Source organism: Rheinheimera baltica DSM 14885, assembly GCF_000425345.1.
Classification (GTDB): domain Bacteria; phylum Pseudomonadota; class Gammaproteobacteria; order Enterobacterales; family Alteromonadaceae; genus Alishewanella; species Alishewanella baltica.
On the sequence record NZ_AUDG01000052.1, the window covers coordinates 1 to 26,661 of the forward strand.

31 protein-coding genes are annotated in these 26,661 nt (G+C 47.9%); 9 read left to right on the top strand and 22 right to left on the bottom strand.

Annotated features, from left to right (window positions below; all coding sequences use genetic code 11):
* Window positions 1-53: 53 nt before the first annotated feature.
* A complete protein-coding gene (locus tag H595_RS0115285; protein WP_027671996.1) occupies window positions 54-428 on the top strand; it encodes a transposase in 375 nt (124 codons plus the stop codon).
* On the top strand, window positions 380-1,267 hold the full coding sequence (locus H595_RS0115290) for an IS3 family transposase (RefSeq protein WP_084153614.1): 888 nt from the start codon (window positions 380-382) through the stop codon (window positions 1,265-1,267). Before H595_RS0115285 ends, H595_RS0115290 begins: the two co-directional genes overlap by 49 nt.
* A gap of 9 nt (window positions 1,268-1,276) precedes the next feature.
* Here H595_RS0115290 and H595_RS0115295 read toward each other — a convergent pair whose 3' ends face one another.
* The 11 genes from H595_RS0115295 to H595_RS0115345 all read right to left on the bottom strand — a co-directional run bounded on the left by H595_RS0115295 (window position 1,277) and on the right by H595_RS0115345 (window position 12,146).
* Window positions 1,277-3,085, bottom strand: a complete 1,809-nt coding sequence (locus tag H595_RS0115295) for a ligand-binding sensor domain-containing protein (protein WP_027671998.1) — start codon at window positions 3,083-3,085, stop codon at window positions 1,277-1,279.
* Window positions 3,086-3,088: 3 nt separating this feature from the next.
* Window positions 3,089-3,835 (bottom strand): ligand-binding sensor domain-containing protein, encoded by a 747-nt coding sequence (locus H595_RS0115300; protein WP_027671999.1) that lies wholly within the window; start codon window positions 3,833-3,835, stop codon window positions 3,089-3,091.
* 117 nt (window positions 3,836-3,952) lie between these two features.
* A complete protein-coding gene (locus tag H595_RS0115305; protein ID WP_027672000.1) occupies window positions 3,953-5,371 on the bottom strand; it encodes an NAD(P)(+) transhydrogenase (Re/Si-specific) subunit beta in 1,419 nt (472 codons plus the stop codon).
* 3 nt (window positions 5,372-5,374) lie between these two features.
* Window positions 5,375-5,689, bottom strand: a complete 315-nt coding sequence (locus H595_RS0115310; RefSeq protein ID WP_027672001.1) for an NAD(P) transhydrogenase subunit alpha part 2 — start codon at window positions 5,687-5,689, stop codon at window positions 5,375-5,377.
* 34 nt (window positions 5,690-5,723) lie between these two features.
* On the bottom strand, window positions 5,724-6,848 hold the full coding sequence (locus tag H595_RS0115315; protein WP_027672002.1) for an NAD(P) transhydrogenase subunit alpha: 1,125 nt from the start codon (window positions 6,846-6,848) through the stop codon (window positions 5,724-5,726).
* 133 nt (window positions 6,849-6,981) lie between these two features.
* A complete protein-coding gene (locus tag H595_RS0115320; RefSeq protein WP_027672003.1) occupies window positions 6,982-7,938 on the bottom strand; it encodes a tRNA-dihydrouridine synthase in 957 nt (318 codons plus the stop codon).
* Window positions 7,939-7,943: 5 nt separating this feature from the next.
* On the bottom strand, window positions 7,944-8,096 hold the full coding sequence (locus tag H595_RS24720) for a DUF2256 domain-containing protein (RefSeq protein ID WP_084153616.1): 153 nt from the start codon (window positions 8,094-8,096) through the stop codon (window positions 7,944-7,946).
* A gap of 2 nt (window positions 8,097-8,098) precedes the next feature.
* Entirely contained in the window at window positions 8,099-8,971 is an 873-nt protein-coding gene (locus tag H595_RS0115330) for an HDOD domain-containing protein (RefSeq protein ID WP_027672004.1), read from the bottom strand.
* Window positions 8,972-9,076: 105 nt separating this feature from the next.
* On the bottom strand, window positions 9,077-9,541 hold the full coding sequence (locus tag H595_RS0115335) for a hypothetical protein (protein WP_027672005.1): 465 nt from the start codon (window positions 9,539-9,541) through the stop codon (window positions 9,077-9,079).
* A gap of 111 nt (window positions 9,542-9,652) precedes the next feature.
* Window positions 9,653-11,539 carry a M48 family metallopeptidase gene (locus H595_RS0115340; RefSeq protein ID WP_027672006.1) on the bottom strand — a complete coding sequence of 629 codons (1,887 nt, stop codon included), beginning with the start codon at window positions 11,537-11,539 and terminating at the stop codon, window positions 9,653-9,655.
* 16 nt (window positions 11,540-11,555) lie between these two features.
* Window positions 11,556-12,146: a LemA family protein gene (locus tag H595_RS0115345; RefSeq protein WP_027672007.1), complete on the bottom strand. Its 591-nt coding sequence runs from the start codon at window positions 12,144-12,146 to the stop codon at window positions 11,556-11,558.
* A gap of 174 nt (window positions 12,147-12,320) precedes the next feature.
* On the opposite strand from H595_RS0115345, the gene glpE reads away from it, so the two are divergent.
* Window positions 12,321-12,647, top strand: coding sequence for a thiosulfate sulfurtransferase GlpE (glpE, locus tag H595_RS0115350; RefSeq protein ID WP_027672008.1), 327 nt, complete (start codon window positions 12,321-12,323; stop codon window positions 12,645-12,647).
* Entirely contained in the window at window positions 12,640-13,470 is an 831-nt protein-coding gene (gene glpG, locus H595_RS0115355; RefSeq protein ID WP_027672009.1) for a rhomboid family intramembrane serine protease GlpG, read from the top strand. The genes glpE and glpG overlap by 8 nt, the downstream gene beginning before the upstream one ends.
* Here the strand turns inward: glpG and H595_RS0115360 are convergent.
* Window positions 13,464-13,874, bottom strand: a complete 411-nt coding sequence (locus tag H595_RS0115360; protein WP_037055002.1) for a flagellar basal body-associated FliL family protein — start codon at window positions 13,872-13,874, stop codon at window positions 13,464-13,466. The two genes, glpG and H595_RS0115360, sit on opposite strands and share 7 nt — an antisense overlap.
* 180 nt (window positions 13,875-14,054) lie before the next feature.
* Between H595_RS0115360 and H595_RS0115365 the strand changes: the two genes are divergently transcribed.
* The 3 genes from H595_RS0115365 (at window position 14,055) to H595_RS0115375 (ending at window position 15,954) form a co-directional block, all read left to right on the top strand.
* Complete coding sequence (locus H595_RS0115365) at window positions 14,055-14,582, top strand: chorismate--pyruvate lyase family protein (RefSeq protein ID WP_027672011.1); 528 nt, start codon at window positions 14,055-14,057, stop codon at window positions 14,580-14,582.
* Window positions 14,582-15,448: a 4-hydroxybenzoate octaprenyltransferase gene (gene ubiA, locus H595_RS0115370; RefSeq protein ID WP_027672012.1), complete on the top strand. Its 867-nt coding sequence runs from the start codon at window positions 14,582-14,584 to the stop codon at window positions 15,446-15,448. The genes H595_RS0115365 and ubiA overlap by 1 nt, the downstream gene beginning before the upstream one ends.
* Window positions 15,449-15,516: 68 nt before the next feature.
* On the top strand, window positions 15,517-15,954 hold the full coding sequence (locus tag H595_RS0115375) for a DUF192 domain-containing protein (RefSeq protein WP_027672013.1): 438 nt from the start codon (window positions 15,517-15,519) through the stop codon (window positions 15,952-15,954).
* An 89-nt stretch (window positions 15,955-16,043) separates the two neighbouring features.
* Here H595_RS0115375 and H595_RS0115380 read toward each other — a convergent pair whose 3' ends face one another.
* The 4 genes from H595_RS0115380 to H595_RS0115395 all read right to left on the bottom strand — a co-directional run bounded on the left by H595_RS0115380 (window position 16,044) and on the right by H595_RS0115395 (window position 21,541).
* Window positions 16,044-19,163, bottom strand: a complete 3,120-nt coding sequence (locus H595_RS0115380) for an efflux RND transporter permease subunit (RefSeq protein ID WP_027672014.1) — start codon at window positions 19,161-19,163, stop codon at window positions 16,044-16,046.
* An 11-nt stretch (window positions 19,164-19,174) separates the two neighbouring features.
* Window positions 19,175-20,431, bottom strand: a complete 1,257-nt coding sequence (locus H595_RS22545; RefSeq protein WP_051219936.1) for an efflux RND transporter periplasmic adaptor subunit — start codon at window positions 20,429-20,431, stop codon at window positions 19,175-19,177.
* A 62-nt stretch (window positions 20,432-20,493) separates the two neighbouring features.
* The gene (locus H595_RS0115390) at window positions 20,494-20,889 is read right to left on the bottom strand and encodes a hypothetical protein (RefSeq protein WP_156886000.1); all 396 of its coding nucleotides are present in this window, start codon (window positions 20,887-20,889) and stop codon (window positions 20,494-20,496) included.
* A gap of 19 nt (window positions 20,890-20,908) precedes the next feature.
* A complete protein-coding gene (locus tag H595_RS0115395; protein ID WP_205623243.1) occupies window positions 20,909-21,541 on the bottom strand; it encodes a 2OG-Fe(II) oxygenase in 633 nt (210 codons plus the stop codon).
* 109 nt (window positions 21,542-21,650) lie between these two features.
* On the opposite strand from H595_RS0115395, the gene H595_RS0115400 reads away from it, so the two are divergent.
* On the top strand, window positions 21,651-22,274 hold the full coding sequence (locus H595_RS0115400) for a flavin reductase family protein (protein WP_027672017.1): 624 nt from the start codon (window positions 21,651-21,653) through the stop codon (window positions 22,272-22,274).
* A 47-nt stretch (window positions 22,275-22,321) separates the two neighbouring features.
* Here the strand turns inward: H595_RS0115400 and H595_RS0115405 are convergent, their stop codons facing one another.
* From H595_RS0115405 to H595_RS0115415, 3 genes are read right to left on the bottom strand one after another with little or no spacing between them, the layout of a single operon-like run.
* Complete coding sequence (locus H595_RS0115405; protein ID WP_027672018.1) at window positions 22,322-23,203, bottom strand: hypothetical protein; 882 nt, start codon at window positions 23,201-23,203, stop codon at window positions 22,322-22,324.
* The gene (locus H595_RS0115410) at window positions 23,200-23,847 is read right to left on the bottom strand and encodes a hypothetical protein (protein ID WP_027672019.1); all 648 of its coding nucleotides are present in this window, start codon (window positions 23,845-23,847) and stop codon (window positions 23,200-23,202) included. Before H595_RS0115410 ends, H595_RS0115405 begins: the two co-directional genes overlap by 4 nt.
* On the bottom strand, window positions 23,822-24,382 hold the full coding sequence (locus H595_RS0115415) for an RNA polymerase sigma factor (protein ID WP_027672020.1): 561 nt from the start codon (window positions 24,380-24,382) through the stop codon (window positions 23,822-23,824). The genes H595_RS0115410 and H595_RS0115415 overlap by 26 nt, the downstream gene beginning before the upstream one ends.
* 137 nt (window positions 24,383-24,519) lie before the next feature.
* Here H595_RS0115415 and H595_RS0115420 point away from each other — a divergent pair, with 137 nt between their 5' ends.
* Window positions 24,520-25,107 (top strand): DUF3833 domain-containing protein, encoded by a 588-nt coding sequence (locus H595_RS0115420; RefSeq protein ID WP_051219937.1) that lies wholly within the window; start codon window positions 24,520-24,522, stop codon window positions 25,105-25,107.
* Between the two features lie 16 nt (window positions 25,108-25,123).
* Here the strand turns inward: H595_RS0115420 and H595_RS0115425 are convergent, their stop codons facing one another.
* The 3 genes from H595_RS0115425 to H595_RS23910 form a co-directional block, all read right to left on the bottom strand.
* Window positions 25,124-25,714 carry a DUF4136 domain-containing protein gene (locus H595_RS0115425; protein ID WP_027672022.1) on the bottom strand — a complete coding sequence of 197 codons (591 nt, stop codon included), beginning with the start codon at window positions 25,712-25,714 and terminating at the stop codon, window positions 25,124-25,126.
* 16 nt (window positions 25,715-25,730) lie between these two features.
* Window positions 25,731-26,327 carry an HD-GYP domain-containing protein gene (locus H595_RS22550; protein ID WP_240474917.1) on the bottom strand — a complete coding sequence of 199 codons (597 nt, stop codon included), beginning with the start codon at window positions 26,325-26,327 and terminating at the stop codon, window positions 25,731-25,733.
* A 111-nt stretch (window positions 26,328-26,438) separates the two neighbouring features.
* Window positions 26,439-26,661 (bottom strand): IS5/IS1182 family transposase (locus H595_RS23910; RefSeq protein WP_027672023.1); only part of this gene is annotated, 223 nt, incomplete at its 5' end.

The window sequence follows — 26,661 nt, forward strand, 5'->3', positions numbered from 1 at the left end:
GAAACCTCCCCCAATAAAGTAGACGCCTATCAAAACGATGAGGTAGGCAAAAAATGGCTAAGATACTCAGTGATCAGAGGGTTGTAGAATATAGCGTTGAGTTTAAGTTAAAGGTTATCGCTTTAACTGAAAAACTCAGCGTTACCGCGGTGCAGATAGCCGAGGCTTTGGGGTTACATCCAATAATGGTTTATCGTTGGCGACAAGAGTACCGGGAGGGTAGATTTGTTGCCCAACCTACGAGAAGGATCAGCATGACGAAAGAGCCCGGCGACAAACCTATTAGTGAGAAAGAAAGTAGCGATAAAGAAAAATCAGAACTTAAACGCTTACGCAAAGAGTTGGCGGAGCTGAAGAAGGAAAACGATTTTCTAAAAAAGTGGGACAGGTATCTGAAGGACCAAAAGCAGCCCGATTCGGATTCATAGCTGAGCATGGTGATGCATTTGGGATCAGATACCTGTGTGCGCGATTAGATGTCTCTGTAGCAGGATTTTACCGCTGGCAGAATCGTGAGGACGCTGAACGAACGATAGTGAATCGTAGGTTGGCTGAGCGGATCCAGGTGCTATTTTGTGATCACGATGGCAATTACGGCAGCCCTCGTATCCATGCAGCGTTGCGACGAGAAGGTGAGACAGTCAATCGCAAGCGCGTCGAAAGGTTAATGCGTGATATGAGCTTGGTAGGAAAAGTGAGCAGGTTATATCGACGTAAGCCATTACCGACGAACCCATGCATTACTGTCGGTAACCAAAAGCGGCAAGAAGCCGCTCCGGTAGCTGCAAATGAACAGTGGGCTGGAGATGTTACCTACCTGAAGGTAAATGGCCAATGGTCGTATCTTGCAGTGATTATTGATTTGTATTCACGAAGCATAGTAGGTTGGGAGCTTAGTCAAACCCGAACAGCAGATTTAACGGTGTCAGCGTTGAAAAAAGCGTTGATGCATCGCGAGGTAAAGCCAGGCTTGTTATTTCACAGTGACAGGGGCTCAGAATATGGTGCATATCTGTTTCAAAATGAACTGGCCAGAGCTGGAATTAGGCCCAGTATGAACAGACCCAAACATATGACAGATAATGCACACGTGGAATCGTTCTTTAAGACCCTGAAAACAGAGACATTCCACGGAATAGTGTTTGAGTCGGTTACACAGTTGAGAATGACGCTGGCCTGGTATATTGATAGTTATTACAATACGAGTCGGCTCCATTCGTCATTGGGGTTTAATACGCCAATTGAATATGAAAGTAAGGCAGCATGAAATTTAAATCTAAAAGCGTCTACTTTTTAGGGGGAAGTTTCTATCCACAATGGCCAGGCAAAGTGGATGTGGGTAACGCTGAATGCGGATAAACTCATTGGCAGTAATTTCTTCAAACGCCCGGCGATTACCCAGCCTGGTAAGAGAGTCTAGCCTGGCTTGGCTGGCAAAAAAGTCGGCTTGTAGTTGTATTTTACTCAGTAATTGCTGTCTTTCTTTATCCATTTCCAGCAAGTGTGATGTTTGCAGTTGTAGCGCTTGGGTTTTTTCTGCGACTAACCCTTGCAACTCTTGCTCCCTTATTACGCTCTGTCTTGTTCGCCATTGAATTATTGCAATAATCAGTACAATACTAATCAACACTATGGCAAACCAAAATAGTTTTGTTTGCCAGAAATAAGCTTGTATTACAAATTGCTGGCTAATCGCCGGGCTCCAATCACCACCAGCATAAGATACTGCGGCATCAAATTGGTATGCTCCGGGCGGTAGGTTAGTGTATTCGTTTAGTCTTAGCGCATCTCGCTCAACCCAGTCAGAGTCAAAACCGTTAAGCCGGCTGCGAAACTTTAGCCGTTCAGGTGCAACAAAGCCCAAGCCAGCCAAGCGAATTGCTAAGCGCTCGGTCCCTGCTGGCAGAATAAGCTGTGGTTGAATAGGCTGAAGCTTGCCATTTGCGGTAATGGTTTCAAATTGAATAACAGGGGGTGACAGTGCAAAGCGATTTAAGAGCTCAGGCTTAATAATAGCGACACCTCCGGCAGTAGCAAAAGCGATACTACCATCTGCGCGTGCAATGGCTGCCGGTGATGACCCACCGTTAGTCTGAGCATTACCCATACCCTCTTTTTCGTTGAAAAGCTGTACGTCTAAACTTGAGTCTGTATTCGCCAAATATCGATTTGCCTGCGCAAGACTAAGGCGCACTATACCGCGGTTTGTCGAAAGCCATAAATATCCCTGTTTGTCTGCAACCACGTGCAGCACGGTTTCTGATAATAAGCCCGCTTCCAGGTCAATCAAGTTTAGCTGTTGCTCTCGATACCGACCTAAGCCTTTGTCTGTAGCTAACCATAAATCTCCATTTCGTATATCAAACCATTGCCCTAATATCCTGCGCTCGTTAATGTTCAACTGTGTTGTCAACGTTGTGAACTGGTTGTTGTGCCAGATACCAGCACCTTCATTAGTGCCGATGACCAACCTGCCATCAGGTAGCAGTTGTAGTGACAAGATGTAACGGTTGTGCTCTGGGGTAGAAATTCGTTCTATTTCACCATTGTCGCTGTTAAGGCGATGAATGCCATTTGCGGTTGCCAACCAGATAATGTTATCGATAACGACGATAGCCCGGATATTAAGTGACGCTAAGCCATCTGCTGTACCATATTGCTGGAGAGTCTGTTGTTCCACAATGTGCAGTACGCCTTTGCTGTGTGTACCAACCCAGACACTGTTGTTTTGGCCTATCGCCATACTAAGTACCGAGGTGTTGTGCAAAATGGGCGTTATAGTGCCGTCGGCATCGTAGCGGTCTAAGCCTGCCGGACTGCCAATCCATAAACTGCCGTCTGGGTGATCCAACACGGTGCGAACAAAGTTATCCTGCAAGCCGTTGTAGGTTGTCAGGTTAATAAAAGGCACTTCCCGGATCCGTTTTAAGCCATTACTGGTACCAACCCAAATGTTGTTTTCACGATCTTGATACAGTGACAGCACTCTATTCGCTCTGAGATCATTGTCTAAGCGCAGAGGCTCTGCTTCATTTTCATTGTTTAGCCGGAACAAGTCTGCGCTGATACCCCCAAACCATAGCATGCCCTAATGGTCAAACATCAGAGTTGCAGCCGGAATGTCAGTGAGCTGTTGAAATACCATTGGTTGTGTATTTTGCAAAGCACGGTAGACACCCTTGTCAGTGGCGACGACAAGCTGTCCATTTTGATCGAACAGTACATCGTATACCGTTTTTTCTGGCAAATAATGCTGTTGTATTGGAGTGTTTGCGTTGTCTGGGTGGTATTGCACCAGGCCGGCTGAGGTTGCCAGCCAAATTGTCCCTGTGGGGCTTTGCTTTATTTTGTAAATGAGATTAGAGGGTAGTCCATCTGATTTTGTCAGCTGTTTATAGCCAGATTTGTTGACATGGATAAGGCCACTGCTAGCTGTCGCGACCAAATAATCTGTCTCTGATATTGGCAATATGTCATACAGCAAACTATTTACTGCACGGAATGATGACCAGTTTTGTTGATTTAACCTGATGACGTCACCGTTTACTCCTGCCATATACAGGCTACCATCTTCAGCCAGAATGATATTTTTAATACCGAGGTTGCGTAATTCTGCCGTGTCCTTTCGGTTAAATGCTTTAAAATCGAGGCCATTGTAGCGCACCGGTCCTTCCCAAGTGGCAAGCCATATATAGCCATCTGCCGTTTGCGTAATGGCATTAATGGTCGAGTGGGGTAAACCGTCTTTGGTAGACCAACTTTCTATGTTGAAATGTTGCAACGATAATGGTTGATTAGCCACCGCAGATAGGGTCGAAAATGTTAATAAAAACATAAGGATATAAGAGTGCAGACGCATTGGCAGCAGACTTCGAAACAAAAAGAATAACCTTTGTTATAACACAGTTTTCTTTAGGGCGGCAGCCGCCGCCCTAAAAATGAAGGCTTCTTACTAGTGCCCCCCACCCAGTGATTTAATCGCTTGGATCATTGATACCATCACTTTTTGTGCATCGCCGTATACCATTTGAGTGTTGTCAGCATAAAACAGCGCGTTTTCCACGCCGGAGTAGCCTTTACCCTGGCCACGTTTTACCACATACACCTGCTTTGCCTGGTCGACATTAAGTATCGGCATGCCGTAAATCGGTGAGCTTTTATTGCTGCGTGCTGCTGGGTTTACGGTATCGTTAGCGCCAATAACAATGGCAACATCGGCTTCTTTAAACTCATTGTTAATGTCTTCCATGTCGTAGATGATGTCGTACGGCACGCCTGCTTCTGCCAGTAGTACGTTCATATGGCCTGGCATACGCCCTGCTACCGGGTGAATAGCAAACTTTACTTCTACATCAGCATCTTGCAATAGTTTAACCAGCTCGTATAATTTGTGCTGAGCTTGCGCTACAGCCAGGCCATAGCCTGGAGCGATTATTACTTTCGTGGCATAACGCATGTTAATGCCGGCGTCGCCTGCATCTACCGGTTTCTGGCTGCCTTCCATTTCACCTTGCTCTTCATCACCTGCGGCACCAAAGTTAGAAAACAGCACGTTTGCTACCGAGCGATTCATCGCTTTTGCCATTAACAGGGTTAATAGCGACCCGGCTGAGCCTACCACCATACCGGCAATCATCAGCGCCGGATTGTTTAACACATAACCTTCAAAGCCAACGGCTAAACCGGTAAAGGCATTATAGAGTGAGATGACCACAGGCATATCGGCACCGCCAATAGGCATGGTCATCATTACGCCGTATACTAGCGCCAACACAAAAAACAGCGCAAACACCGGTATGGCTACTACACCGCCATGCCAGACAATGTAAGCACCAATGGCGAGCAATAGTAATAACAAGCTGCCGTTTACGGCCTGCAAGCCAGAAAAGCGTAAAGTTTTATTAATACGCCCATCCAGTTTGGCCCAGGCGATAAGCGAACCTGATAACGAGACCGCGCCAATAACGCCACCAAGTACTGCTAGTGTTAGTGAAACACTGCTGTGGGTTTTGTAGCCAATCAGTTCAATTGCCGCAATCGCTGCCGCTGCGCCTCCACCCATGCCGTTATACAGCGCGACCATTTGTGGCATTTCGGTCATCGCGACCTTTTTACCACTGCGCCAGGCCCACCCTAAGCCAAGTGCTAGCGCAATGATGGCTAAGGTTAAATTGGTGGATAAAAAAGGTTTTGCTGTGTCGTTTACATCCAGCGTGTACAGAAAACTGGCTAACACGGCCAACACCATACCCGCACCAGCTACCACAATGCCTGAACGGGCAGTGAGCGGTGATGACATGCGTTTTAAGCCATAAATAAACAGGAACGCGGCGATAAAGTAACTGGCGTCAATGAGTAAAGCTGCATTCATGGTTTATTCCTTAGTGCTTTTGCCAGACGGCTTAAACATCTGCAACATACGCTCTGTCACAACATAACCGCCAGCCGCATTGCCTGCGCCTAATAGCACACCAATAAAGCCAATAATTTGCTCCGGCAAGCTTGCAGCGTTAAGCAGTGCCCATAATGCACCTACCACCACAATGCCATGAATAAAGTTAGAACCCGACATTAACGGCGTATGCAAAATAGCGGGTACGCGGCCGATAATTTCAAACCCAGTGAACGCCGCCAGCATAAAAATATACAGGGCGACAAAGCCGGTGAGGATTGTAGTTGTGTATTCCATCTGTATGTCCCTAAACGCATTAAATAGCGTAATGTTAGTTATCTAGCGCCGCTTTAATCTGCTCTGGCATAATTCTGCCTGCGTGCGTGAGTACCGTTTTCGCCAAAACCTCGTCGTCCCAATTCAATGTTATCGCGCCATCATTTATGCATAGCTGTAGCAGGTTCAGCAGGTTTTTTGCGTACAGCTCGGACGCATGCTCGGCCAGCATCGACGGCACATTTAGTGGTGCGGCTATGGTAATTTGGCCTTGCTGGATAGTCTCGCCTGGCACACTGTATTCGCAGTTACCGCCACCCTCAGCGGCTAAGTCGATAATCACTGCGCCCAGTTTCATGCCATCAACCTGCGCCTTGCTAATTAATTTAGGTGAGGGGCGCCCAGGAATAGCGGCCGTTGTAATAACAATATCGGCTTGTTGAATGTGTTTGGTGACAACCGCTGCAATGTTGTCTTTCTCTTCTGGCGTTAGTTCGCGGGCATAACCACCCTCGCCACGGGCATCAACGCCAGTATCAACAAACTTTGCGCCCAATGATTCTGCCTGCTCTTTGGTTTCAGGTCGCACATCGTAGCCTTCAGTTATGGCGCCAAGGCGTCGCGCCGTAGCTAAGGCTTGCAAGCCCGCCACACCAAGCCCCATAACCAAGCAGCGGGCAGGACGAATAGAGCCAACAGCAGTGGTCATCATTGGTAAAATGCGTGCTAGCTTGGTTGCTCCCATTAAAGCGGCATAATAGCCAGCCAGCGCCGCTTGTGAGGATAGCGCATCCATCGCCTGCGCACGGCTGATACGCGGCACTTGCTCCATAGCAAAACAGGTGATTTGCTTGTCACGCAGTAAGCGGGTTAGCGCAGGTTCTTTATGTGGATAAATAAAGCTGAGTAAAAGGGTGCCAGGACGCAGCAGGTTAATTTCGGCTTCGGTAGGGGCCTGTACGGCCAACACAATATCCGCATCGGCCAGTAGGTGTTGCTCAGTGGCGGCAATGTCGACAGAGGTATAGGCGCTATCAGGTAACATACTGCCAAGGCCTGCCCCCGTTAGCATGCTGATACTGCACCCTAGCTTAGCTAATTTATCGGCCACAGCAGGCACCATGGCAACGCGTTTCTCATGCGCCCTGCGTTCGAACAGCACGGCAACCTTTATCGGCATATCCTTTACTCCTTATTTTAACTGTCTGAGGAGTATAGTCTTTATTTTTCAACTTATTGGATTGTGGTCGGTTATATCAGGCATTGATGCCCGTTATATTGGTTTCTTTCCATAGCTGGAATAAATGAACGCTTTAGACGTTAAGAGCGGTTTGCATATCCAACGCGTGTTGTAACGTTGCCAGAATATCCGCGCTTTTACGCTGAAGTCTAAGTTGCTGAAATAACTCAGCCGCTTGCGGATATTGCCGTTTTAAATAACTAAACCATTGCTTGATGCGGTTGGCATAATACTGGCCTTTGTCGCCGCTAATCTCAAACTCGGAGTACTGCATTAGCAGCTGCAATACCTCGCACCAGGGCATAGTAGCGGTATTGCTGGCAATGGTTTGCGCCAGGTTTGGCATGGCAAGCGCGCCGCGACCCAGCATAATATCGTTGCAGGCCGACTGTTCGCGGCACAAGACAGCATCTGTCGCCGTCCATATTTCACCATTGGCAATCAGCGGAATATCGACATGCTGCTTTATTCTCGCAATCCAGGGCCAATACGCTGGTGGGCGATAACCGTCACTTTTGGTGCGGGCATGTACTGTAAGCATATTTGCCCCGGCAGCTGCAATGGCCGCGGCATTATCCAGAGTTAAGCTGGTGTCATCGTAACCCAGACGAATTTTAGCGCTAACCTCAAACTCGGCTGGCACAGCATCGCGTACGGCTTTAACGATACGGTACAGCTGCTCAGTTTCTTTTAACAACACGGCGCCACCGCGGCTTTTGTTTACCGCTTTGGCCGGACAGCCAAAGTTAAGATCGACCCCCGGTGAGCCCAGTTCAACAGCGCGCACGGCATTTTCAGCCAACCAGTGGGGTTCTTGTCCCAAAAGCTGCACCCGAACCGGCGTGCCCGATGGCGTTTTCCCCCCATTTAGCAGCTCCGGGCAGATACGGGTAAACACTCGCGGGGGCAGTTTTTGGTCTACTATACGAATAAACTCAGTAATACACAGGTCAAAGCCACCCAGACGTGTCAGCATATCGCGCATCAGATGATCGACAACGCCTTCCATTGGAGCCAAAATAATTTTCATTGGGTTTAACTGCTTTGGCCAGTTGATTTATTGCGGCGGCAACGTTCAGAGCAATAGATAACGTCCTGCCAATTGCGTTGCCATTTCTTGCGCCAACTAAACGTAAGTTGGCATACCGGGCAGATTTTTTCTGGCAACGTAAGTTTATGATGCGCCATGCTTAAACAGAATAAATGGTGTGTATTTGCTGTCGGTGCAGCAGCTCTGCCAGCTCGGGCAGTTGCAAAGGCTCTACATCCAACACCTCCAATATCGCGCCCTTATGTTGCTCCCACTCCGGATCCAGGCTGAGATCAAAAAGGTGTCGGCTTTCACCACTGAAATGCTCTGCCAGTTTAAGTAAAGCAAAAAGCTGCTTTTCTATGTCGCTGTCTGACTCAAGCATAAGTTGTGGGCTATGATGATACGCTATGACGTTACAGAGTTCGGGGGTTAAGCCCCATGACTCGGCAATAAGGTAACCCAGCACCTCATGACAGGTTTTAAAATGCTGTTCTTCAATTTCACTGTAACCAAACTGCGCTAGCAAGCCTTGTTGAATAATTTGTTCATAATGAGCTGCCTGAGGATTAATAAGCGCGATGCCAGCATTATGAAATAAGCCTAAACTATAACAGTCATCTTGTAAGGTTTGCGGCAGGTTAAAGTGTTTTGCCAATGTCATGGCGATATTGGCAGTATGCAGAGCACTGGCCCATAGCTTTAAACTAAATTTATCGTCTTGGCCTTCGGCCAGAGTAAAGCGCAGCAATACGCTACGTACCAGCTTCAGTACCCGGTTAACACCAAGAAATTTACAGGCGTGTTCCACAGAAGTGATTTTATGGCGCAAACCAAAAAAAGCTGAATTAACCACTTTTAACGTAAAGCCAGCAATACCAATATCGAGATTAATTAGCGTAGCAATACGTTTAATATTTGGCTCAGGAGCATCAAGCTGTTGCTGGATGTGTTGCAAAATTTCTGGCTGTGGCGGTATGGTAAAGCCATTTAGCGCCTGTTCAATTGCCGACATATCAATGGCCTGCGCCATAAGTCTTTCTCCAGAATAAACTGCTTACCCACTGGCCAACACAACCACTGATTGCGTATAAATGCTAAATCACAACAGAATAATTAGCTAGCAGAACACAACGATTTATGAATCAAGATAAGGCCGGCCGGACATTAATTTTTGTGCCAGCTGTTGCTCACTTTGCTGCTCGTTAAGCTGTAAATCGTTAAATTGCACATCAAATTGAATCATTTCTTCATCATCTAAATGTTGCGCCACTAAACGATCTGGCACCTGGCCAACCTGACGATAGGCATTGATTGCTACCTGTGCCGCTTGTTCCATTAGTAATAAAAAGTCACCTAACGGAAACTGCTGAAAAATGTCTGCATCCAGATGTGCCCAGCCCAGTAAGTCGCCACTAATACTGCCATCAGCATGGTCGGTAAATAACATCGACACAGCGGGGCATGAAGGGTTCTCACCACCTTGATATTGTTCAGCATCGTCACTGTTAAAAACTAATACATAACCAAAACCGGGGCTGCCTTCAGCATCCATGTCGTCGAATGACGTATCGTACATCAGAAATAAGCGATTATCAGTCATGACGTTTTCCTGCTGAAAAATGGTCGATAATTCTACCTGAATTTAACTGCAGGCTAAAGTAACAACTGCCAGGTTAAACAGAATATCGGCAAAAAGTGGTAAATTATTAGCTTAATCTGGTTGATAAGGTACTTGCAGCATCAACGCCAATGCAAGTAGTAAAGCCTGCTCTTGTAGTTGCAAAAGCTGATCTGCGCGAACACAGGCTTCAATGGCTTGCCAAAGTTGTTGTTTTTGTTGTGGAGGCAGTGCTAATAACGTGGGCAGTTGCTCGCTTAAGGTGTCCAATTGTGGTGTCTGCCGCGACGTGGACGAGGTAAAGGGTAGAGTCGATAAGCCTGCCTGCCAGGCTTGCTGTTGTGCGCTGTCATCACCGGCCGCACTGCTAACCAGCGCAAGCAAGGCTAAAATGGCAGGAGCTTGCTTCGATAAACTGTCGTTAGAATACTGACGAACAATCCGATTTTTATCATATTGCACCGCGATGCAGTGTGTAACAAATTGCTTAGCAATCCATGGGCCTAGTGCTGGGCTGGCGCTGCAGTTAAGTAATGCCTGAAGTAGTTGTTGCAACGCTTCTATCTTGGTTTTATCCAAAGCTTTTAATGCAGGCATAACCCGCTGCAGTAGTTGAACTTGCTGCAATGGATTGAGGTTTGCGACGCTATCACACAGCTGATCGACCTGCTGTAGCAGTGCAAGAGAGCCTTGTGTTTTGATGACCTGCAGTTGCTGGGTATGAACCGGATCCTCCGGCTGAAGTAGTAAACAGCACACCAGTGCAGCGGCCGGTTCGCTTTGGCGGCTGCTATGCAACAATAATAACGGTAAGGTCTGTTGCAAACGCTCAGTATTGCTAAGTGAGCTGTTATTTTCGCTAACAGGTTCTGCCATGCTGCCAGACACTTTACTGCCGGATAAGGTGGCAGTTATTTGAGTTGAATCTTCAGTTGCAGTTTGCTGGGCACGTGCAGATGGATATTTACCGTTCCAATGCGGTTCCAGCCGTTTGATTCTGGTGCTAAGTGGTGGGTGCGTGGCAAACACCGACGCCCAGCGGCTTATGGCTTCGCCAAAGAACAGGTGGCTGTTTTCGTCAGCATTTTGATTGCGAATTTTGCTGCTGTTGCCCTGGCTGCCAATCACTTTTAGTGCACCAGCAATACCACGCGGATTTCGGGTGAATTTTACCGCACTGGCGTCGGCAAGAAACTCTCGCTGGCGGCTAACCGCAGCTTTAATCAAGTTACCAAAAAAAGACCCCAGGTAACCAATGATCACCAGCCCAAGTGCGACTAATAAAATGCTACCACCATTTTTGTCGCTACCGGACTTACTTCTACGCATCGTGGTGCCATGGCTACCACCGCGAAGCATGTAGTAGCCAATGTGACCCAGGAACAGAATACCATTTAAGATAGCAATCAGGCGGATATTCATGCGCATATCGCCGTTTAAGATATGGCTGAATTCGTGGGCAACAACACCTTGTAACTCGTCCCGGGTTAGCTGTTCTATACAGCCTTGTGTCACACCAATAACAGCATCTGCCGGGCTGTAGCCTGCGGCAAAAGCATTTATGCCTCGTTCCGGTAGTAAGTAAACCGGCGGCACGGGCGTGTTAGCTGCCAGTGCCATTTCTTCTACCACATTAAGCAGGCGCCGTTGCAATGGGTCCTGGCTGTCTGGTGCTAACCGGGTGCCGCCAAGGGATTCTGCAACTACCTTACCACCAGCCCTTAGTTGTAACCATTTAACCAATATGGCAATACCCACTGCCGCCAACACTGTGGCACTGACTGCGGTTATAATTGGCCAGGATAACGTGTGCCATTGTATCGGGCCAGCTAATGCATTAGGTTCTATAAAACCCAGCCCAACCATTACAATGACATTGGTTAGCAGTAACAGCACCAGCACGGCTACGCTGAACAGTGCTACCAAGAGGCGGGTGTTTCGCCTGGCTAAATCCTGCTGGGCAAAAAAGTTACTGCTCATAGAAAAGAGTTACTGCTTAAAAACTAACTTTTGGCGCGGCTTGAATGGCTGCACTGTCGGCAAACTCCAGCAGTTTGGCATCAGCGGCGTGGCCAAAACTGGCGGCAAAAATAACCGGTGGAAAGCTCTGTTTGTAGCTGTTGTAGTCGGTAACGGCGTCATTAAACGCCTGACGAGCAAAAGCAACCCGATTTTCAGTGCTGGTCAGTTCTTCTGACAGCTGCATCATGTTTTGATTGGCTTTTAAATCCGGATAAGCTTCCATTACTACATTTAACCGGCTCATTGCGCTTTGTAATGCCCCCTCGGCACCGGCCAGCTCACTAATAGCACCGGCATCGCCGGGGTTGTTTGCCGCGACTTTTAAGCCGGCTAATGCGGTGTTACGCGCACTGATTACCGCTTCTAACGTCTCACGTTCGTGTGACATATACGCTTTGGCGGTTTCTACCAAATTGGGGATCAAGTCATAACGGCGTTTTAATTGCACTTCAATTTGTGCAAACGCATTTTGAAATCGATTTTTAAATTTTACCAGCGAGTTAAAAATACTGATAACCCAGAAGACTATTGCAACAAGAATAGCCAGAATAATCAGGCTGGTCATGGTAACTCCGCTATAACAAATTATTTAGGTGTTATTGTTAACAATACTTTAATCACTGTCCAGTGTTAATTAGAAAAAGCAGCACTAAAGTATCAGAAGCATTAGCTGGTGGCATCTTGCTGGTAATTCGCTGGCGCTGCGGTATCATAGCCGATGTTATTCAGCGAGGTTCTTATGAGCGATTTTCAACATATTTCTGTGGCAGATACCGCAAAGTTACTGGCAGATGGCAAGGTGGTAATAGCCGACATTCGTGACGAGCAAAGCTTTGCTGGCGGCCATATCGAAGGTTCCTACCATTTAACTAACGGCAGTCTGACAGGCTTTATGCAGCAGGTAGAGTTTGAGCAGCCGGTGGTGGTGGTGTGTTATCACGGTAATTCCAGCCAGGGCGCCGCGCAATATTTAGCGCAACAAGGTTTTGAACAGGTATTTAGTATGGATGGCGGCTTTGAGAGCTGGCGCTCACAATTGCCATTTGTGAGTGGCGACAGTGCATAAATTTGCTGAGTTAAATTCGGCGCGGGCCGCACAGTTATTTGCTGATTATTGTACGGCGCAAGGGCTTGATGTTAGTGCCGTTGTTCAGCGCCCAGATTGTGCAGAACTCTATGCCTCCACTGAACAGTTAGCTGAGGTTGAACACGAATTTAGTCTATTTATGCAGCAGCCGTCACATCCTCGCTATCAAGCGGCGGCGTGGCAGCTAAGCCAGCCCACTAATGATAATGCCCGCGTGCTACCGCAATTTAACCCGCTGGCGTTGTGGCACCAGGCCCCGGTGACTTTAGCGGTTCTTGTGCTGTGCCTGCTGGTTTACGCTTGGCAACAGGTTGACTGGCGCGGCAGTAGTGGCTTACTGCAGTTGTCTGACCCTGTTCAGTTATGGCGCTGGTTTACGCCAATGCTGCTGCACTTTTCGTTGACGCATTTGGTGTTTAATGTTGCATGGTGGTGGTATTTGGGACGGCAGCTAGAGCAGCGTCAAGGCGCAGTAATACTGCTAAATATCACCTTGTCAGTGGCATTAATCTCAAATGCTATGCAGTATTTTATGGTAGGGCCTCAGTTTGGTGGTTTGTCGGGGGTGGTATACGGTTTATTTGGTTATTTCTGGCTAACAGGCCGGTTAAACCCGGCACAAGGGTTGCAGCTTAGTTCTGGTATGGCTGGGTTTATGTTGCTGTGGTTAGTGCTGGGTTTTATGGATGTATTATGGATTAGCATGGCTAACTGGGCGCATCTGGGTGGTTTAGTTGCTGGCTTAGGCTGGGCCTGGCTGCTACGGCGTCAGCATGGCCCCAAAACACCGCAAGCTTACTGATAGAAATATTTAGTAAACAGCAAATCTCTTATCATGGCATCGCCCGTTTCTTTTTTCATCGCGGCTTGCAGCTGCTCTAAAATGTCTAGGCGAATTTCTTCCCGGCCGGTTAGCGATTTAATTTTGTCTTCGGACTGCTTACTTACTGTGCCATATATAATGTCCAGTATGAGTGGCTCATGGTGTTCAATAGCTGGCAAAAAACTTTTGTCTTCAAGCATAAGCTCAATTGTCAGGCGAATGTAACCTAAACTGCGTTTATTGCCAGAAATATAGTTAGTAACGATGTCAGGGTCGAAACCGTAGTAGACAATTTCTTTTTGCTCTTCTTGCGCATAAGCTGGCAAGGAAGCGACAAGTAATGACAGTGTTAATAACAGGCTATGCAGTACGGGTTTTAACATAAGTATCACTTTTAGTTGATTAAAATGGGTTACGAAGTAGGATAACCTTAGCGCTATGATCGCTATTTTACCAGTTAACCCGGTTTGCAGTAAGTCGTTTTTCTACCCGGTTAGCAGCTGAAAATGCTCGCTTAAGTTGTTATGATGCCGCCAGACTTTTTTGCAGTTGAATTTATGTTTGTGAGTAAGCCTCTTATTTCTCTTGACGCCAACTGGCAAGACGCGAGTCAGATGCTGCTGCCAGTGACTTTGGCACCTTGGATCCTTGAGCCGGCATCCCTTACCGCCCGTTTACGCCAGTATTGCCAGCAATTTCGCGTGCAGGTGCTGCAAGAGCAACGCAGCGCGCTGCCTGCTTTTTTGCAGCCATTGCTGCCGGGTGTGGCGCTGGCGCAGGTACGTGAAGTCATACTCTGGTGCGATGATCAACCTTGTGTGTATGCCCAGAGCTGGTTGCCAGAGCAAACTATTGCTGTGCTTAAACCACTGGCTGATTTAGGCGAGCGGCCGCTGGGTGATTATATTTTTCAGCATGCAAGCTTGCGCCGCGGTACTATTGAAAGCGCGATGTTGCCGGTGTTACTGCCGGACATTCAGGTTCGGACTAATTGCCTGGCAAGGCGTTCGACGTTTTTGTTAGAACAACAGCCATTGTTAGTGGCTGAAACGTTTTTGCCAGACATGGCGATGTTGGAGCAACGCAAATGATGACGTTGGCACTTCGTCGCACACATTGGCGCTACTATTGGCAATTAATGCGGTTAGACAAGCCGATAGGCACCTATTTGCTGTTATGGCCAACCTGGTGGGCATTGTGGCTGGCAAGCGAGGGTGTACCATCACTAACGCTGTTACTGGTATTTAGTGTTGGTGTGGTGCTGATGCGGGCAGCCGGTTGCGTGATCAATGATTATGCCGACAGACATTGGGATGGCGCGGTAGAGCGCACTAAACACCGGCCATTGGCTAGCGGTGCAGTAACGTCAGCCGAGGCGCTGCAATTGTTTGTATTGTTGCTGCTACTCAGTGCCAGTTTGTTATTGTTTCTTAACTGGCAAACCATGCTGCTATCGTTGGTGGCAGTATTGTTGGCAGCAGTTTACCCCTTTATGAAGCGCTACACGCATTTACCGCAAGTCGTCTTAGGTGCGGCGTTTAGCTGGGGCATGCCAATGGCATTTATGGCAACCCAGCAGCAGCTTCCTGCGTTATTGTGGGTGTTGTATCTGGCAAATCTGCTTTGGACGGTAGCCTATGATACTTACTATGCCTTGGTAGACCGGCCTGACGATATCAAGGTCGGCATAAAATCTACCGCTATTTTGTTTGGGCACTATGCATTGCCCATTATTGTAATGTTACAGCTATTAACCTTATTGCTACTGGTGTTGGTGGGGTATCTGGCTCAGTTGCATTGGGTGTACTACGTTAGCGTAGTGGCAGCCTTAGGTTGCTTTGTCTATCAATACCGATTGGCTAGCACCAGCCGCCAGGGCTGTTTTGTTGCCTTTTTACACAATCATTATGTGGGGATGCTGATATTTATGGGTATTGCCTTAAGCTACTTACTTTAAGTTACTTTAAGCTACCTACTTTGAGCGTTACCCTTTGTCATCGCTACTAACCAAAAGGATAAACTGCTATGCGTCGTCTGCTGAGCATCTTGTGCATGGTGTTACCGCTGCTAGCCTGCGCAGCTGATTCTGAGTCACTTGAAGTATTTGCATTGGTCCCTTTGCAGATTGGCCCGCATACCATTGAAGTGCAACTGGCCGATACGCCTGAGAAACGTGCACAAGGCTTAATGTATCAGCAAAGTGCTGAACCTGGCATGTTACTGGTTTACTCTCGTCCTACTGCAATGGCATTGTGGATGGCCAATACGGCCATGGCACTGGATGTTGCTTATATAGGCCCGGATTGGACCATCGTTCAATTGGCGCAGCTACAACCGTTTGATGAAACGCCGGTGCCCTCGCCAGGGCCTGTTGTTGCCGCCCTTGAAATGCCGCTGGGGTGGTTTGCCCAACACGGTATTGCAGTAGGGCAGAGTGTCAGACTAAATCCATCAGCGCATTAACGGTCTGCCCTTAGTTTCTGCCCTTAGTTTTTTGCTTACGGCATATTGCTACACAGTTAATGCTGCAACATGTCGTAGAAATGACTAACTTACGCCGGAGTAATAACTAACTTACGCCGCAGCAATAGGAAGTACAGTACCGGCATCAACAGCATTGACACCAAGGGCGCAGCTACCATACCACCAAGCATGGGCGCGGCAATGCGTTGCATAACCTCATTACCCGTGCCACTGCCGAACATAATAGGTAGCAGACTGACGACAATGGTTAACACTGTCATGGCTTTAGGGCGAACCCGCTGCACTGCACCTTGCATAATGGCTTGCCATAATTGTTGCTCTGTTGTGGGTTGGGCATCTTCTACGGCACGTTTTAAATACAGCAGCATAACAACCGCGAATTCGGCGGCAACACCGCTAAGTGCGATTAAACCTACCGCAACTGCAACGGATAACTGATAATCCAGCATATAAAGCAACCATAAGCTGCCACTCAGTGCAAACGGCAGGGAGATCAATACCAGCAGAACATCTTGCATACGGCCAAAGGTGAAGTACAGCAAGACTACGATAAGCAATAGTGTAAAGGGGATCAGGTGTTGCAGGCGCTCGGTGACACGTTGCAGATATTCATATTGGCCACCGATGCTAACACTAACCTGAGTCGGAAATTGCTGTTTTGACAACAGGTTTTCCAGTTGTTGCAGATAATCGCCCAGCTGGGTCCCGGCGAGTAGATCGATAAAAACCCAGCTGGTTAGGCGGGCGTTTTCAGCGCGGATCATTACCGGGCCATTGCTTACTTTAACGTCTGCCACCTGGCGTAATAAGACAAAGGCCCCATCACGGGTTTGTAGCGGTAAATTGGCGATATCGTCGGGGTGGCTGCGCAAGTCGCGGGCAAAGCGCAGGCTGATATCATAACGTTCTCTGCCTTGAATGCTTTGCGCTACAGCAGCACCACCTAACGCAAAAGCAACATATTGCTGTAATTCAGACAGCGTTAAACCGTAGCGGCCCAACTGCTCAAGATTAGGCGTAATGTTTAAATACAAACCGGCTTCACTGCGCTCTGCAAATACCGAGCGGCTGCCGGGAACTTGCTTAATCTGCTGTTCAAGCTGCTGTGCTACCTCAGACAAGGTGGTTAAATCTGGCCCACTGATACGCACGCCAACCGGGGTGCGTATGCCGGTTGACAGCATATCAATACGGGTTTTTATTGGCGGCAGCCAGGCATTTGTTATACCCGGTACCTGCACTACCGCGTCCAGCTCGGCCACAATGTCATTTAAGCTGTAACCTTCACGCCACTGGCTTTGCGGCTTTAATTTAACACTGGTTTCAAACATGGTTAGCGGCGCAGGGTCGGTGGCTGAGTTGGCGCGTCCGCTTTTACCTAGCACAGTATCTACTTCGGGCACCGTTTTAATCAGCCGGTCGGTTTGCTGCAGCAGTTTAGCCGCGGTTGCCGGGCTTAAACCCGGCACAGTGGTGGGCATATACATTAAATCACCTTCAGCAAAGGCAGGCATAAACTCTGTAGATAAACGTTGCCATGGAAGCAGGCTTGACATAAGCGATATCAACGCAACAAAAATCAGCGTTTTAGGGAACCGTAGGCAAAGTTTAAGGATGGGGGTATACAGGGCGAATAGCAGCCGGCTGATGGGGTTAGCCTGCTCTGAGGGTATTTTACCGCGCAGTAAAAACAGCATAAGTACCGGAATAAGTGTAATAGCCAGTATCGCTGCTGCGGCCATGGCAAAGGTTTTAGTGAAGGCCAGGGGTGCAAATAACCGGCCTTCCTGTGCTTCTAACAAAAATACCGGCATAAAACTGACAGTGATCACCAACAGGGAGAAAAACAATGCCGGGCCAACATCTAGACAAGCTTCAATGATAGTTTGTCTAAATTCACTTGGGCTTAAAATGCGGTTATTGGCCCGCGCTTGCTCAAGTTTCTTATGGCCGTGCTCTACCATAACAATAGCCGCATCCACCAAAGCACCAATGGCAATAGCAATGCCGCCTAAACTCATTACATTGGCGCTGACACCGAGCAATTGCATTAATAATACACTGGCTAGCAGTGCCAGTGGCAAGCTGATAACCGCAATAAGGGCAGAGCGGGCATGCAGTAAAAATACGACACACACCAGCGCTACGGCCGCCATTTCTTCGAGCAACTTAGTACTTAAATTTGCCACCGTATTGTGGATAAGTTCTGATCTATCGTACACGGTAACCAGCTCAACGCCATTGGGTAAGCCTGTTTTTAATTGTGCGATTTTGGCTTTTACCGCATCAATGGTTTTAAGGGCGTTTTCGCCATGGCGCATAACAATAATGCCCGCTACAACTTCGCCCTCACCGTTGAGCTCAGCGATACCACGCCTGGCAGAGGGGACAAGTTGCACTGTGCCAATATCGGCGAGTGTTAATGGGAAATCAGCTTGATTACGCACACCCAGCGGCACGGCGGCTAAATCTTCCAGTGAGCTAATGTAGCTGCCTGCTTGCACCAGTAGCTCTGTTTCGGCCACTTCAATAATGCCGCCACCTTGTTGCTGGTTGTGGCTGTTAATGGCACTAATGACTTGCTGCAATGTAATACTTAGCGCGCGCATTTGGCGTGGATCCAGTTGCAGCTGATAGGTTTTATTCATGCCGCCAACGCTGGCAACTTCCGCTACCCCTGTAACGCTTTGCAGTTCAGGTGTTAAGTAAAATTGCTGCAGGCTGGTAAGTTGCTCTAGCGACAGTGTGCCGCTGCGATCTTGTAGTGCATATTGAAATATCCAGCCAACACCGCTGGCATCCGGGCCCAGGGATGCATTGGCACCTGCGGGTAAATTAACGGTTTGAAGGTATTCCAACACCCGTGAACGCGCCCAGTAGGGGTCGGTGCCATCTTCAAAAATGACGTATAAATAGCTGTCATTTGGCATAGAAAAACTACGTACTGCCTTGGCTTTGGGTACGGCTAAAAGTGCAGTAGATAACGGGTAACTCACTTGTTGTTCAATCGTCTCCGGTGTTTGTCCTGGATAACTGGTTTTTACAATAACCTGCACATCCGATAAATCGGGCAGGGCGTCCAGTTTGATTTGTTGGCTGGCTTGATAGCCAAACAGTGCCAGCGCCACCGTGGTAAGTAACACGAGCAGCGGGTTTTTCACTGACCAGCGGATAATGTCGTTAATCATGGGGCAGTTTCCTAATGCTGGTGGTCAGTGGCAACGGTGCCGCTTAAAGGCAGTTGACTTAAACTGGCTTCGGCGTCGAGTAAAAACTGGCCAGAAATCACAACTTGCTCTTTGGGCTCCAGGCCTGACAGCACTTCAACAAAGCCTTGCGCGCTGGTGCCGGTTTTAATGTGCCTTACGCTAAATGTGTCACCCTGTTTGATAATGACTCTGCTTCGGTATGCTGACTCGCTGCTGCCACTCAGTAACACGGCGTCACGTGGCACGGTAAGGACATCGCGAAGTGCTCCACCATATAGCCGCACGGGTAACAACATATTCGGTTGCAGTAATTGTTGTGCGTTGTCTGTGGTCATGCGTACTTTGCTACTGCGAGTCTGGGGATCAAGGGCCGGATAAATAAAATCGACGGTTGTTTCAATGCCGCTGATGTGATGCGCCGGAATATCGATTTCTGCTGGCATCCCGGTTTTTAACCAACTTTGCTGTGCCTCTAGTACATCGGCAATTACCCAAACACGGTCCAGGCTGGTTATTTCAATCAAGGTGTCGCCTGGCTTGACATACATGCCGTCACGTACGTTCAACATAGTAACCACGCCGTCCTGATGCGCATACACTGTAATGTGATATTGGCTCTGCCGGCTTTCTTGCAGTTGGGCTATAGCACGATCTGTAAGCCCCAGCAGGCGCAGCCGTGTTTCTGCCCGTTGTAGTAAATTTGCACTGCGTGAGCCATTTTGTGTGCTAACTGACAACGCCTGTAAATAATCATCCTGAGCCACCAATAAATCTGGCGCATAAAAACTAAACAGCTTGTCGCCGGCTTTAACCCGTTGACCTAGTGTGCGCACATACAATTGTTCTATCCATCCTTCGGCACGAATGTGGCTGTGATGAATAGCATCTTCTGGGTAGCGTACCTGGGCAAAGGTTTCTATAAAGCGCCACAGCGTACGTTTCTCGGCCGGGGCTGTGCGTATGGCTAAGGCTTGTTGCATGGCGCCGTTGACGTTAACTTCGGCGTTACCGGGGGGATTTTTCTCCACTAATGTCATGCCGCATATTGGACAGCTACCTGGTGTAGCTTGTTGAATATGTGGGTGCATAGGGCAGGCATAAATATGCCCTTTAGGTGATAAAACACGGTCTGACACGGCGGTATCAACAGCCGGAGTAACAGAGTGTGCATGGTCACTATGGTCTTGAGCAGACACAGTGAAAACAGGCTGCAATAGCAGCGAAACAACTAACAGTAATGCGCGCATAATATGTCCTGAAACAAAGAGAAATGGTTGTGGCTAACCACAACGACATACACTTGACGGTATCAGGCGTTTATAGGTGGGGGAGGCTCGGCAGCGAATAGCCAGTTAGGCAAGCTAAAAGCCTGCATCACTATGCTATTGTTGGGACGAATATAGCGGAATAACTCCGTGCTAAGTAAGGCACTGGTCGCTGCGCAATGTTTTGCACAGCAATCGCCTTTACAATGATGTTGTTCCATATCGCAGCAATCATGTTCTTGCGCCATTTCTTGCACTGCTTCTAACAGTAAGGGCGCGGTTTGCTCAGCACTGTGGCAGGGCATTTTTTCTGGGGTTGTATGTTGCTGCTGTGCCACTATCGAATCAGCTAATGTATAAGCATGGGCAGTTTGCACCGTTCCGGAGAAGCCAGAAAGTGCGAGGGTAAACAGTAGTAGGTAACTGAGTACGGTGCGCATGTTCGATATCATAAGCGTTTTATTGAGCGGGGTCTAGTTTGCCATTGATACTGGCATTTTGACGAAACCAGCCCGCAATACTAAAGCGAGTATCCCCGGCCGGCAGCACCTCATGTGGAAAGCGTTCGCTTTCAAACAATAACAAACTGCCTGATGTGGGCGAAAACCGGTTTATCAGCTTGTCGTGTTCATCAAACAGGGCTAGCTCTCCGCCCGCAGTGACGGTGTTTAAATAGCTAACGGTGGTAAGTACCCGGTTTGACCTGCCCCGAAATGCATCAATATGCTTTTGGTAATAATCACCGTGCTGGTAACGGGCAAAATGGCATTCAAAATCGAACAATCCGAGAAAACAGCGTCGGTTAAGCTGTTGTTGTAACTGTGCCATTAATGCCAGATAGTGCTGTTGTGCAACGCTACGCCCATCAAACCATTGTGTCGCATCGCGGCGTATTTGTGTGTCTAGCTTATGTTCGCCCTGTCGTCCAATGCCTGCAGCTGTTAGCAATGATTGATGTTGAACTTCATGCAGCAGGGCAGAGTTGAGTTCTGCGGGTAAAAAATCAGGCAACCAAACCCAGCCCTGTTGATAAAACGCAGTAATAATGGCGTCAAATTGCGGTTCATTATTGGCTGGCATAGATGACGACATAACAGGCCCCGTTGATAATAGCGTTGCTATTGTCGCTGAAAAGCGTACGCCAACAAAGCAGATTTTGTTAAGCTTGCACTCTTCTGTTAATTCAAGCGTAAGGTGAGTCATGTCTGACAGCCGTTATTTTTATGAACCGGGCAAAGGCCATGGTCTGCCACATGATCCTTTTAACGCGTTAGTGGCGCCACGGCCAATTGGCTGGATATCGTCACAAGACAACGATGGACGCTTAAATTTAGCGCCTTACAGTTTTTTCAACGCCTTTAATTACACGCCACCGATTATTGGTTTTGCCAGCACCAGCTACAAAGATACGATACGCAACATTGAGCAAACCGGTGAGTTTTGTTGGAATCTGGTGACTAAGCCTTTAGCTGAGGCGATGAACCAGACCAGTGCAGCTGTTGCTCCAGACGTTGATGAATTTGCCCTGGCGGGATTAACGGCAAAGGCGTCCAGCATAATAAAGGTGCCGCACGTGGCGCAAAGCCCGGTCACCTTTGAATGCAAACTGAGCCAGGTGCTGCAGTTAACTGCAGCCGATGGTAGTAAAATAACGACCTGGATGGTGTTTGGTGAAGTTGTGGGCGTGCATATTGCGCAGCATTTGCTGGTCGATGGTATTTATGACACGGCAGAGGCACAGCCTGTCCTGCGCGGTGGTGGCCCAGCTGATTACTTTGTGGCTGATGCCGCCACGCGGTTTCAGTTGTACCGGCCAAAAGGGTAAAGTATAACGACCCGCATTGCGGGTCGATTGTTGTGCTTCGTTGCGGTTTAAAACTGGTAACTTTGGGTTTTAACTAATAAATCTTTTGCTTTAATTTTGCCACTCATACACTGGTTAATATCCGCCTTTTTTATCACCCAGTAGTAACTGCCTCCGGCACCACGGCTATTAACTTGCAGGGTAACAAACTCGTTGTCTTGTATGTCGCGCAGGCTGGCACCGTAATCGCACAGCACCTGGCTGAACTTCTCGCCGACGGTCTTCACCATAGCGGCAGTTTGCTGCTGCTGTTCCGCTAAGTGTTTTGCCCGTTGCTCTTCCAGTTGTTTACGGCTGAGTCCGGCTTCTTTAACTACTTCGGCCAGTTTCTCCTGCAACACTTTAGTTTTTTGCTGCAGCATTTGTAGTGCCTGCTGTTGCTCTTTATCGAGTGTAGTGAGGCTTTTATTAAATTCGATGTCACGTTGCTCTCGCTCGACAATACGCAATTCGCGCTCTATCACACGCTGTTTTTCCGCGATGCGATAGGCTTGCCGGTGCTGATCATGCATCTGTTCGGCCATCTCTTCTGCCGCTTCAACTATTTGCTCCATCTCAGTGCTTTCAAATTCACTGTCTGTTAGCGGAGGTATGGGTGGCATAGGTGCAGCGGGTGCCGTAGCAACGCTATTGCTACTAAAATGGAAAACGTGACGACTGCCGAGCATCGCGTTAGCCTGAAATAACAAACCCTGACCGCTGAGATAGCTGTACTGCAACGCCGACAATTGGCTGGCTTTATTGTCTTTAAATGTGGTGTGCAAAATGGTTTGCAGAATATCTGCATTTTTCTTTATAGCCGGACTAACATCGCTGGCGCTGGCCGGCAGTATGGCTAGGGCTGCGCTAAAGGCGACAGCATATGTTGGGATACGACGTAATGCTTTCATGGTTTTACCACTCCAGTGTTAGTTGGGCTTAGGTAGTAACTGTCGGTAGGGCGATAATTGGCCTGCACAGGTTGATAGTTTTCCTGCCAGTATTGCCAGTCAGACTGGCGCTGCTGATTCAGATACTCAACCAGCTGTAACATGTCGCTGCGTTGGTCATGCTTTAGTTCATTCTGTAAATAATCTTTTAACAGCACTAATTGCGTGCTGGTGTTTTGCTGCTGGAAATCCAGCTGTTGTAACAGCCATTGCTGTTGTTCATGCTGGTAAGCTGTTAGCGCAGTACTGACCGCGGCATTAACTTCTGCTTCAGTGTTTTGCCAACTTAATGTCAGGCTGCCATCTTTTAACTGCAACTGCGCGGGTGACAAGCTAATTAGCATGGCGGCACAAGATAGCGCCAGGCTTACCTGGGGCCACCAACTGCGCTGCGGTTTAGGGCGTTGCCATTGTTTGGCAAATAACGCGCTGCTATCAAATTCCGGTACCACTTCAAAGCGTGGCGCAGCGGCGTCAGCACGCATCGCTTGAACGTTGAGCATTCTGTCCAGCCAAACCGGATCAAACTGCAGCTGCTGCTGACACTGTTGCTCGGTTAATTTACCTTCAAGCCAGTCTTCAAAAATTTGCTGATTGTTCGACATGGTCGCTCTCCAACTGCAGGCGCATTTTATCCAGCGCGGCGTAAAAACGTGATTTGACGGTATTACTGGAAATCGCCAGTTGAGTGGCAATTTCGTCAAAAGTAAATTGCTGATAAAACTTAAGTTCTAACACCAGGCGTTGCTCAATAGGCAGTTTGCGGAGCTGCTGCTGCACCTGCTGTTGCTGTTGTTGGTTTGCCAGCTGCTCAGGCATTTCTGCCGCCTCGGCTGGCATCTGTGCCAGAGCGTCATCACTGTCGGTATATTTACGCCGGCGCAGCATATCCATGGCGCGATAGTTTGCTATACCAAATAACCAACTTTTAAAGCTGCTATCACCGCGGTATTGCCCTAAATTACGGCACAGTACCATTAGCACGTCTTGCAATAGATCGCTGGCATCTTCTTGCGATCCAAGCAGGCGTAAACCAAAGTAAAACAGCGCGCTCTGATGGCGGTTTACCAGTTGCTGCCAGGCGTGCTGGTCGCCATTCAACGCTTTGGCAATTAAGCTCTCGTCACTGCGTTTAAACACGATATTGTTATTCTCTGTGATATTTGTTTATTAAGTCGTAGTAACCTGGAAATAAGTTTGGTGTTTTCTGATTTATTTTATTTTTTTCTGAGCTAGCCGCTGCCCATGGGCGTAGTTCTGCCTAACACGGAGGATTTATGGTTAAGAAATATATAGCTGGAGCGGCCTTAGCTTTTGCGATGACGGGCTGTAGCCAGTCAGTTTCAGAGTATAGTAGCGAGACACCTAAGTTAGCGTTAAATCAGTTTTTCCAGGGAGAAAGTTTAGCCTGGGGGGTGCTGCATGACTGGCAGGGGAAGCAAACCGTGCGTTTTACTGCTGAATTGTGTGGGAGTTGGCAGGGAAATCGTGGCGATCTATACGAATTGTTTAGTTTTAGCGATGGCCGTATTGAACAGCGGCATTGGCAGCTACAACAAAATGCAGATGGCAGTATTAAGGGAACTGCAGGTGATGTAGTTGGCGAGGCAACTGGCCAGTTGGCGGGCAATACCTTGTATTGGGAATACGTGCTGCGAATTCCTTATGACGGTGATACGTTGGATGTGACGGTAAAAGACTGGTTGTATTTAGTTGATAACCAAAACCTGATTAACCGTAGCACCTTACACAAGTATGGTTTAACCGTTGGTGAGCTGACGTTATCGATTCAACAGCAAAATAAAACTGCTGACTGTGCGCCATTACAGGAAAAAATACGCATGCTTGCGCAAAACGCCCCTTAACGGGGCATTATGCAGGCTATTCTGTAAGCTGTTTGCGGGTGGGGTATTGCTGAAAAATTAAGCCTATAACATCAGCAATGGCCTGTTTAGGGTTTTCCAAATCAGATTTTTTCAGCGTGCCTTCCGATATACCTTCCCAGACAAGTTGCTTTTTGGCTGCATCAACAACGTCTATATTCACCGTGCCATACTTGTAATGCACAGTATCCACGTCATTGGTGTACAGTGGGAAGCCGGTGTAAAAACCGCGGCGGTAATTGTAATAATTATAGTTGAAGGTCGCTGTTGGCAAGGAGCGAACATCTGTGCGGCTCTCAACGTTAGAATTAAAGTTAATCATTAAGTCAGCATTAGCTTCGCTGTATTGGTAACCTAAGGCACGCATTTCTGCACTAATCGCATCTTTAAAATGTTGCGTGACCAACGTAGCGTAACCCGCTTTGTCCGTTGCCGGTTCTGCCATAAAGTTAAAGGTTTTATAGTCAGTGAAATTAATGTTATCAGCAGCATCTGTTCGCACCTTTGGGCCGTTTGCACAGCCACTGATAAACAATGTTGCTGCCGCAATGCTGGCAATGAACAACTGTTTAATGTTTTTGCGTAGCATACACTTCTTCCTATGCTTAATCTGGATAGGCGTCACGAATTACGAGGAACGCATCCAGGTTGTTTAACAAGATATCCGCTAAAGTTGGGTCAAAGTGTTGACCCCGTTCGTTACGAATAAGTTCGATTATTTCCTCTAGTGGCCAGGCTTTTTTGTAGCAGCGGTCACTGCCTAAAGCGTCGAAAACATCCGCCAGGGCAGTTATACGCCCTGCAATATGGATATTATGTCCACTTACCCCCTGCGGATAGCCTTTGCCATTCCATTTTTCATGATGTTGGTGGGCTATAATAGCCCCCATTTGTAATATCTCATTAGTAGAATGTTGTAAAATCTGGTAACCCAGATACGCATGCTGCTGCATAATGGCCCACTCATCTGCATCATGTTTACCTGGCTTGTTTAAAATATGATCCGGAATGGCAATTTTGCCTAAGTCGTGCAGTGGTGATGACAACTTGATTTTCTCGGCTTCGTATTCAGATAAACCACATTTAATCGCCAGTAAATAGCTATAGTTAGCAACCCGCTTTACATGACTACCGGTTTCTTTTGAACGTTTCTCTACTGCTTCACCCAGAATATATGACAGCTCTCGCTGACTTTCGCGCATTAGCTCGCGCAAGCGAATATTTTCATAGGCAATAGCAATATTGTGCGAGAAATAGTTAAGTAGCTGATGATCGCCTTGCTCTAGGGCCTGTTGATCTTTGCTGTTTATAATTCAGCCAACCCACATTGGCAGCCATAATAGACAGCAAGCCAAGGCAAGTGTACTTGCATAATTCCGGGCCAATTTATCATACCGGGTTGCTACTGAACGGTAATGTTTTAGCCTGGCAAACACGTTCTCTACTAAATGGCGATATTTGTACAGACACCAATCAATATCGCCATTTCCAATTTTTGAATTACGTTTACGCGGTATCGTTGGGACGCCATTTTTC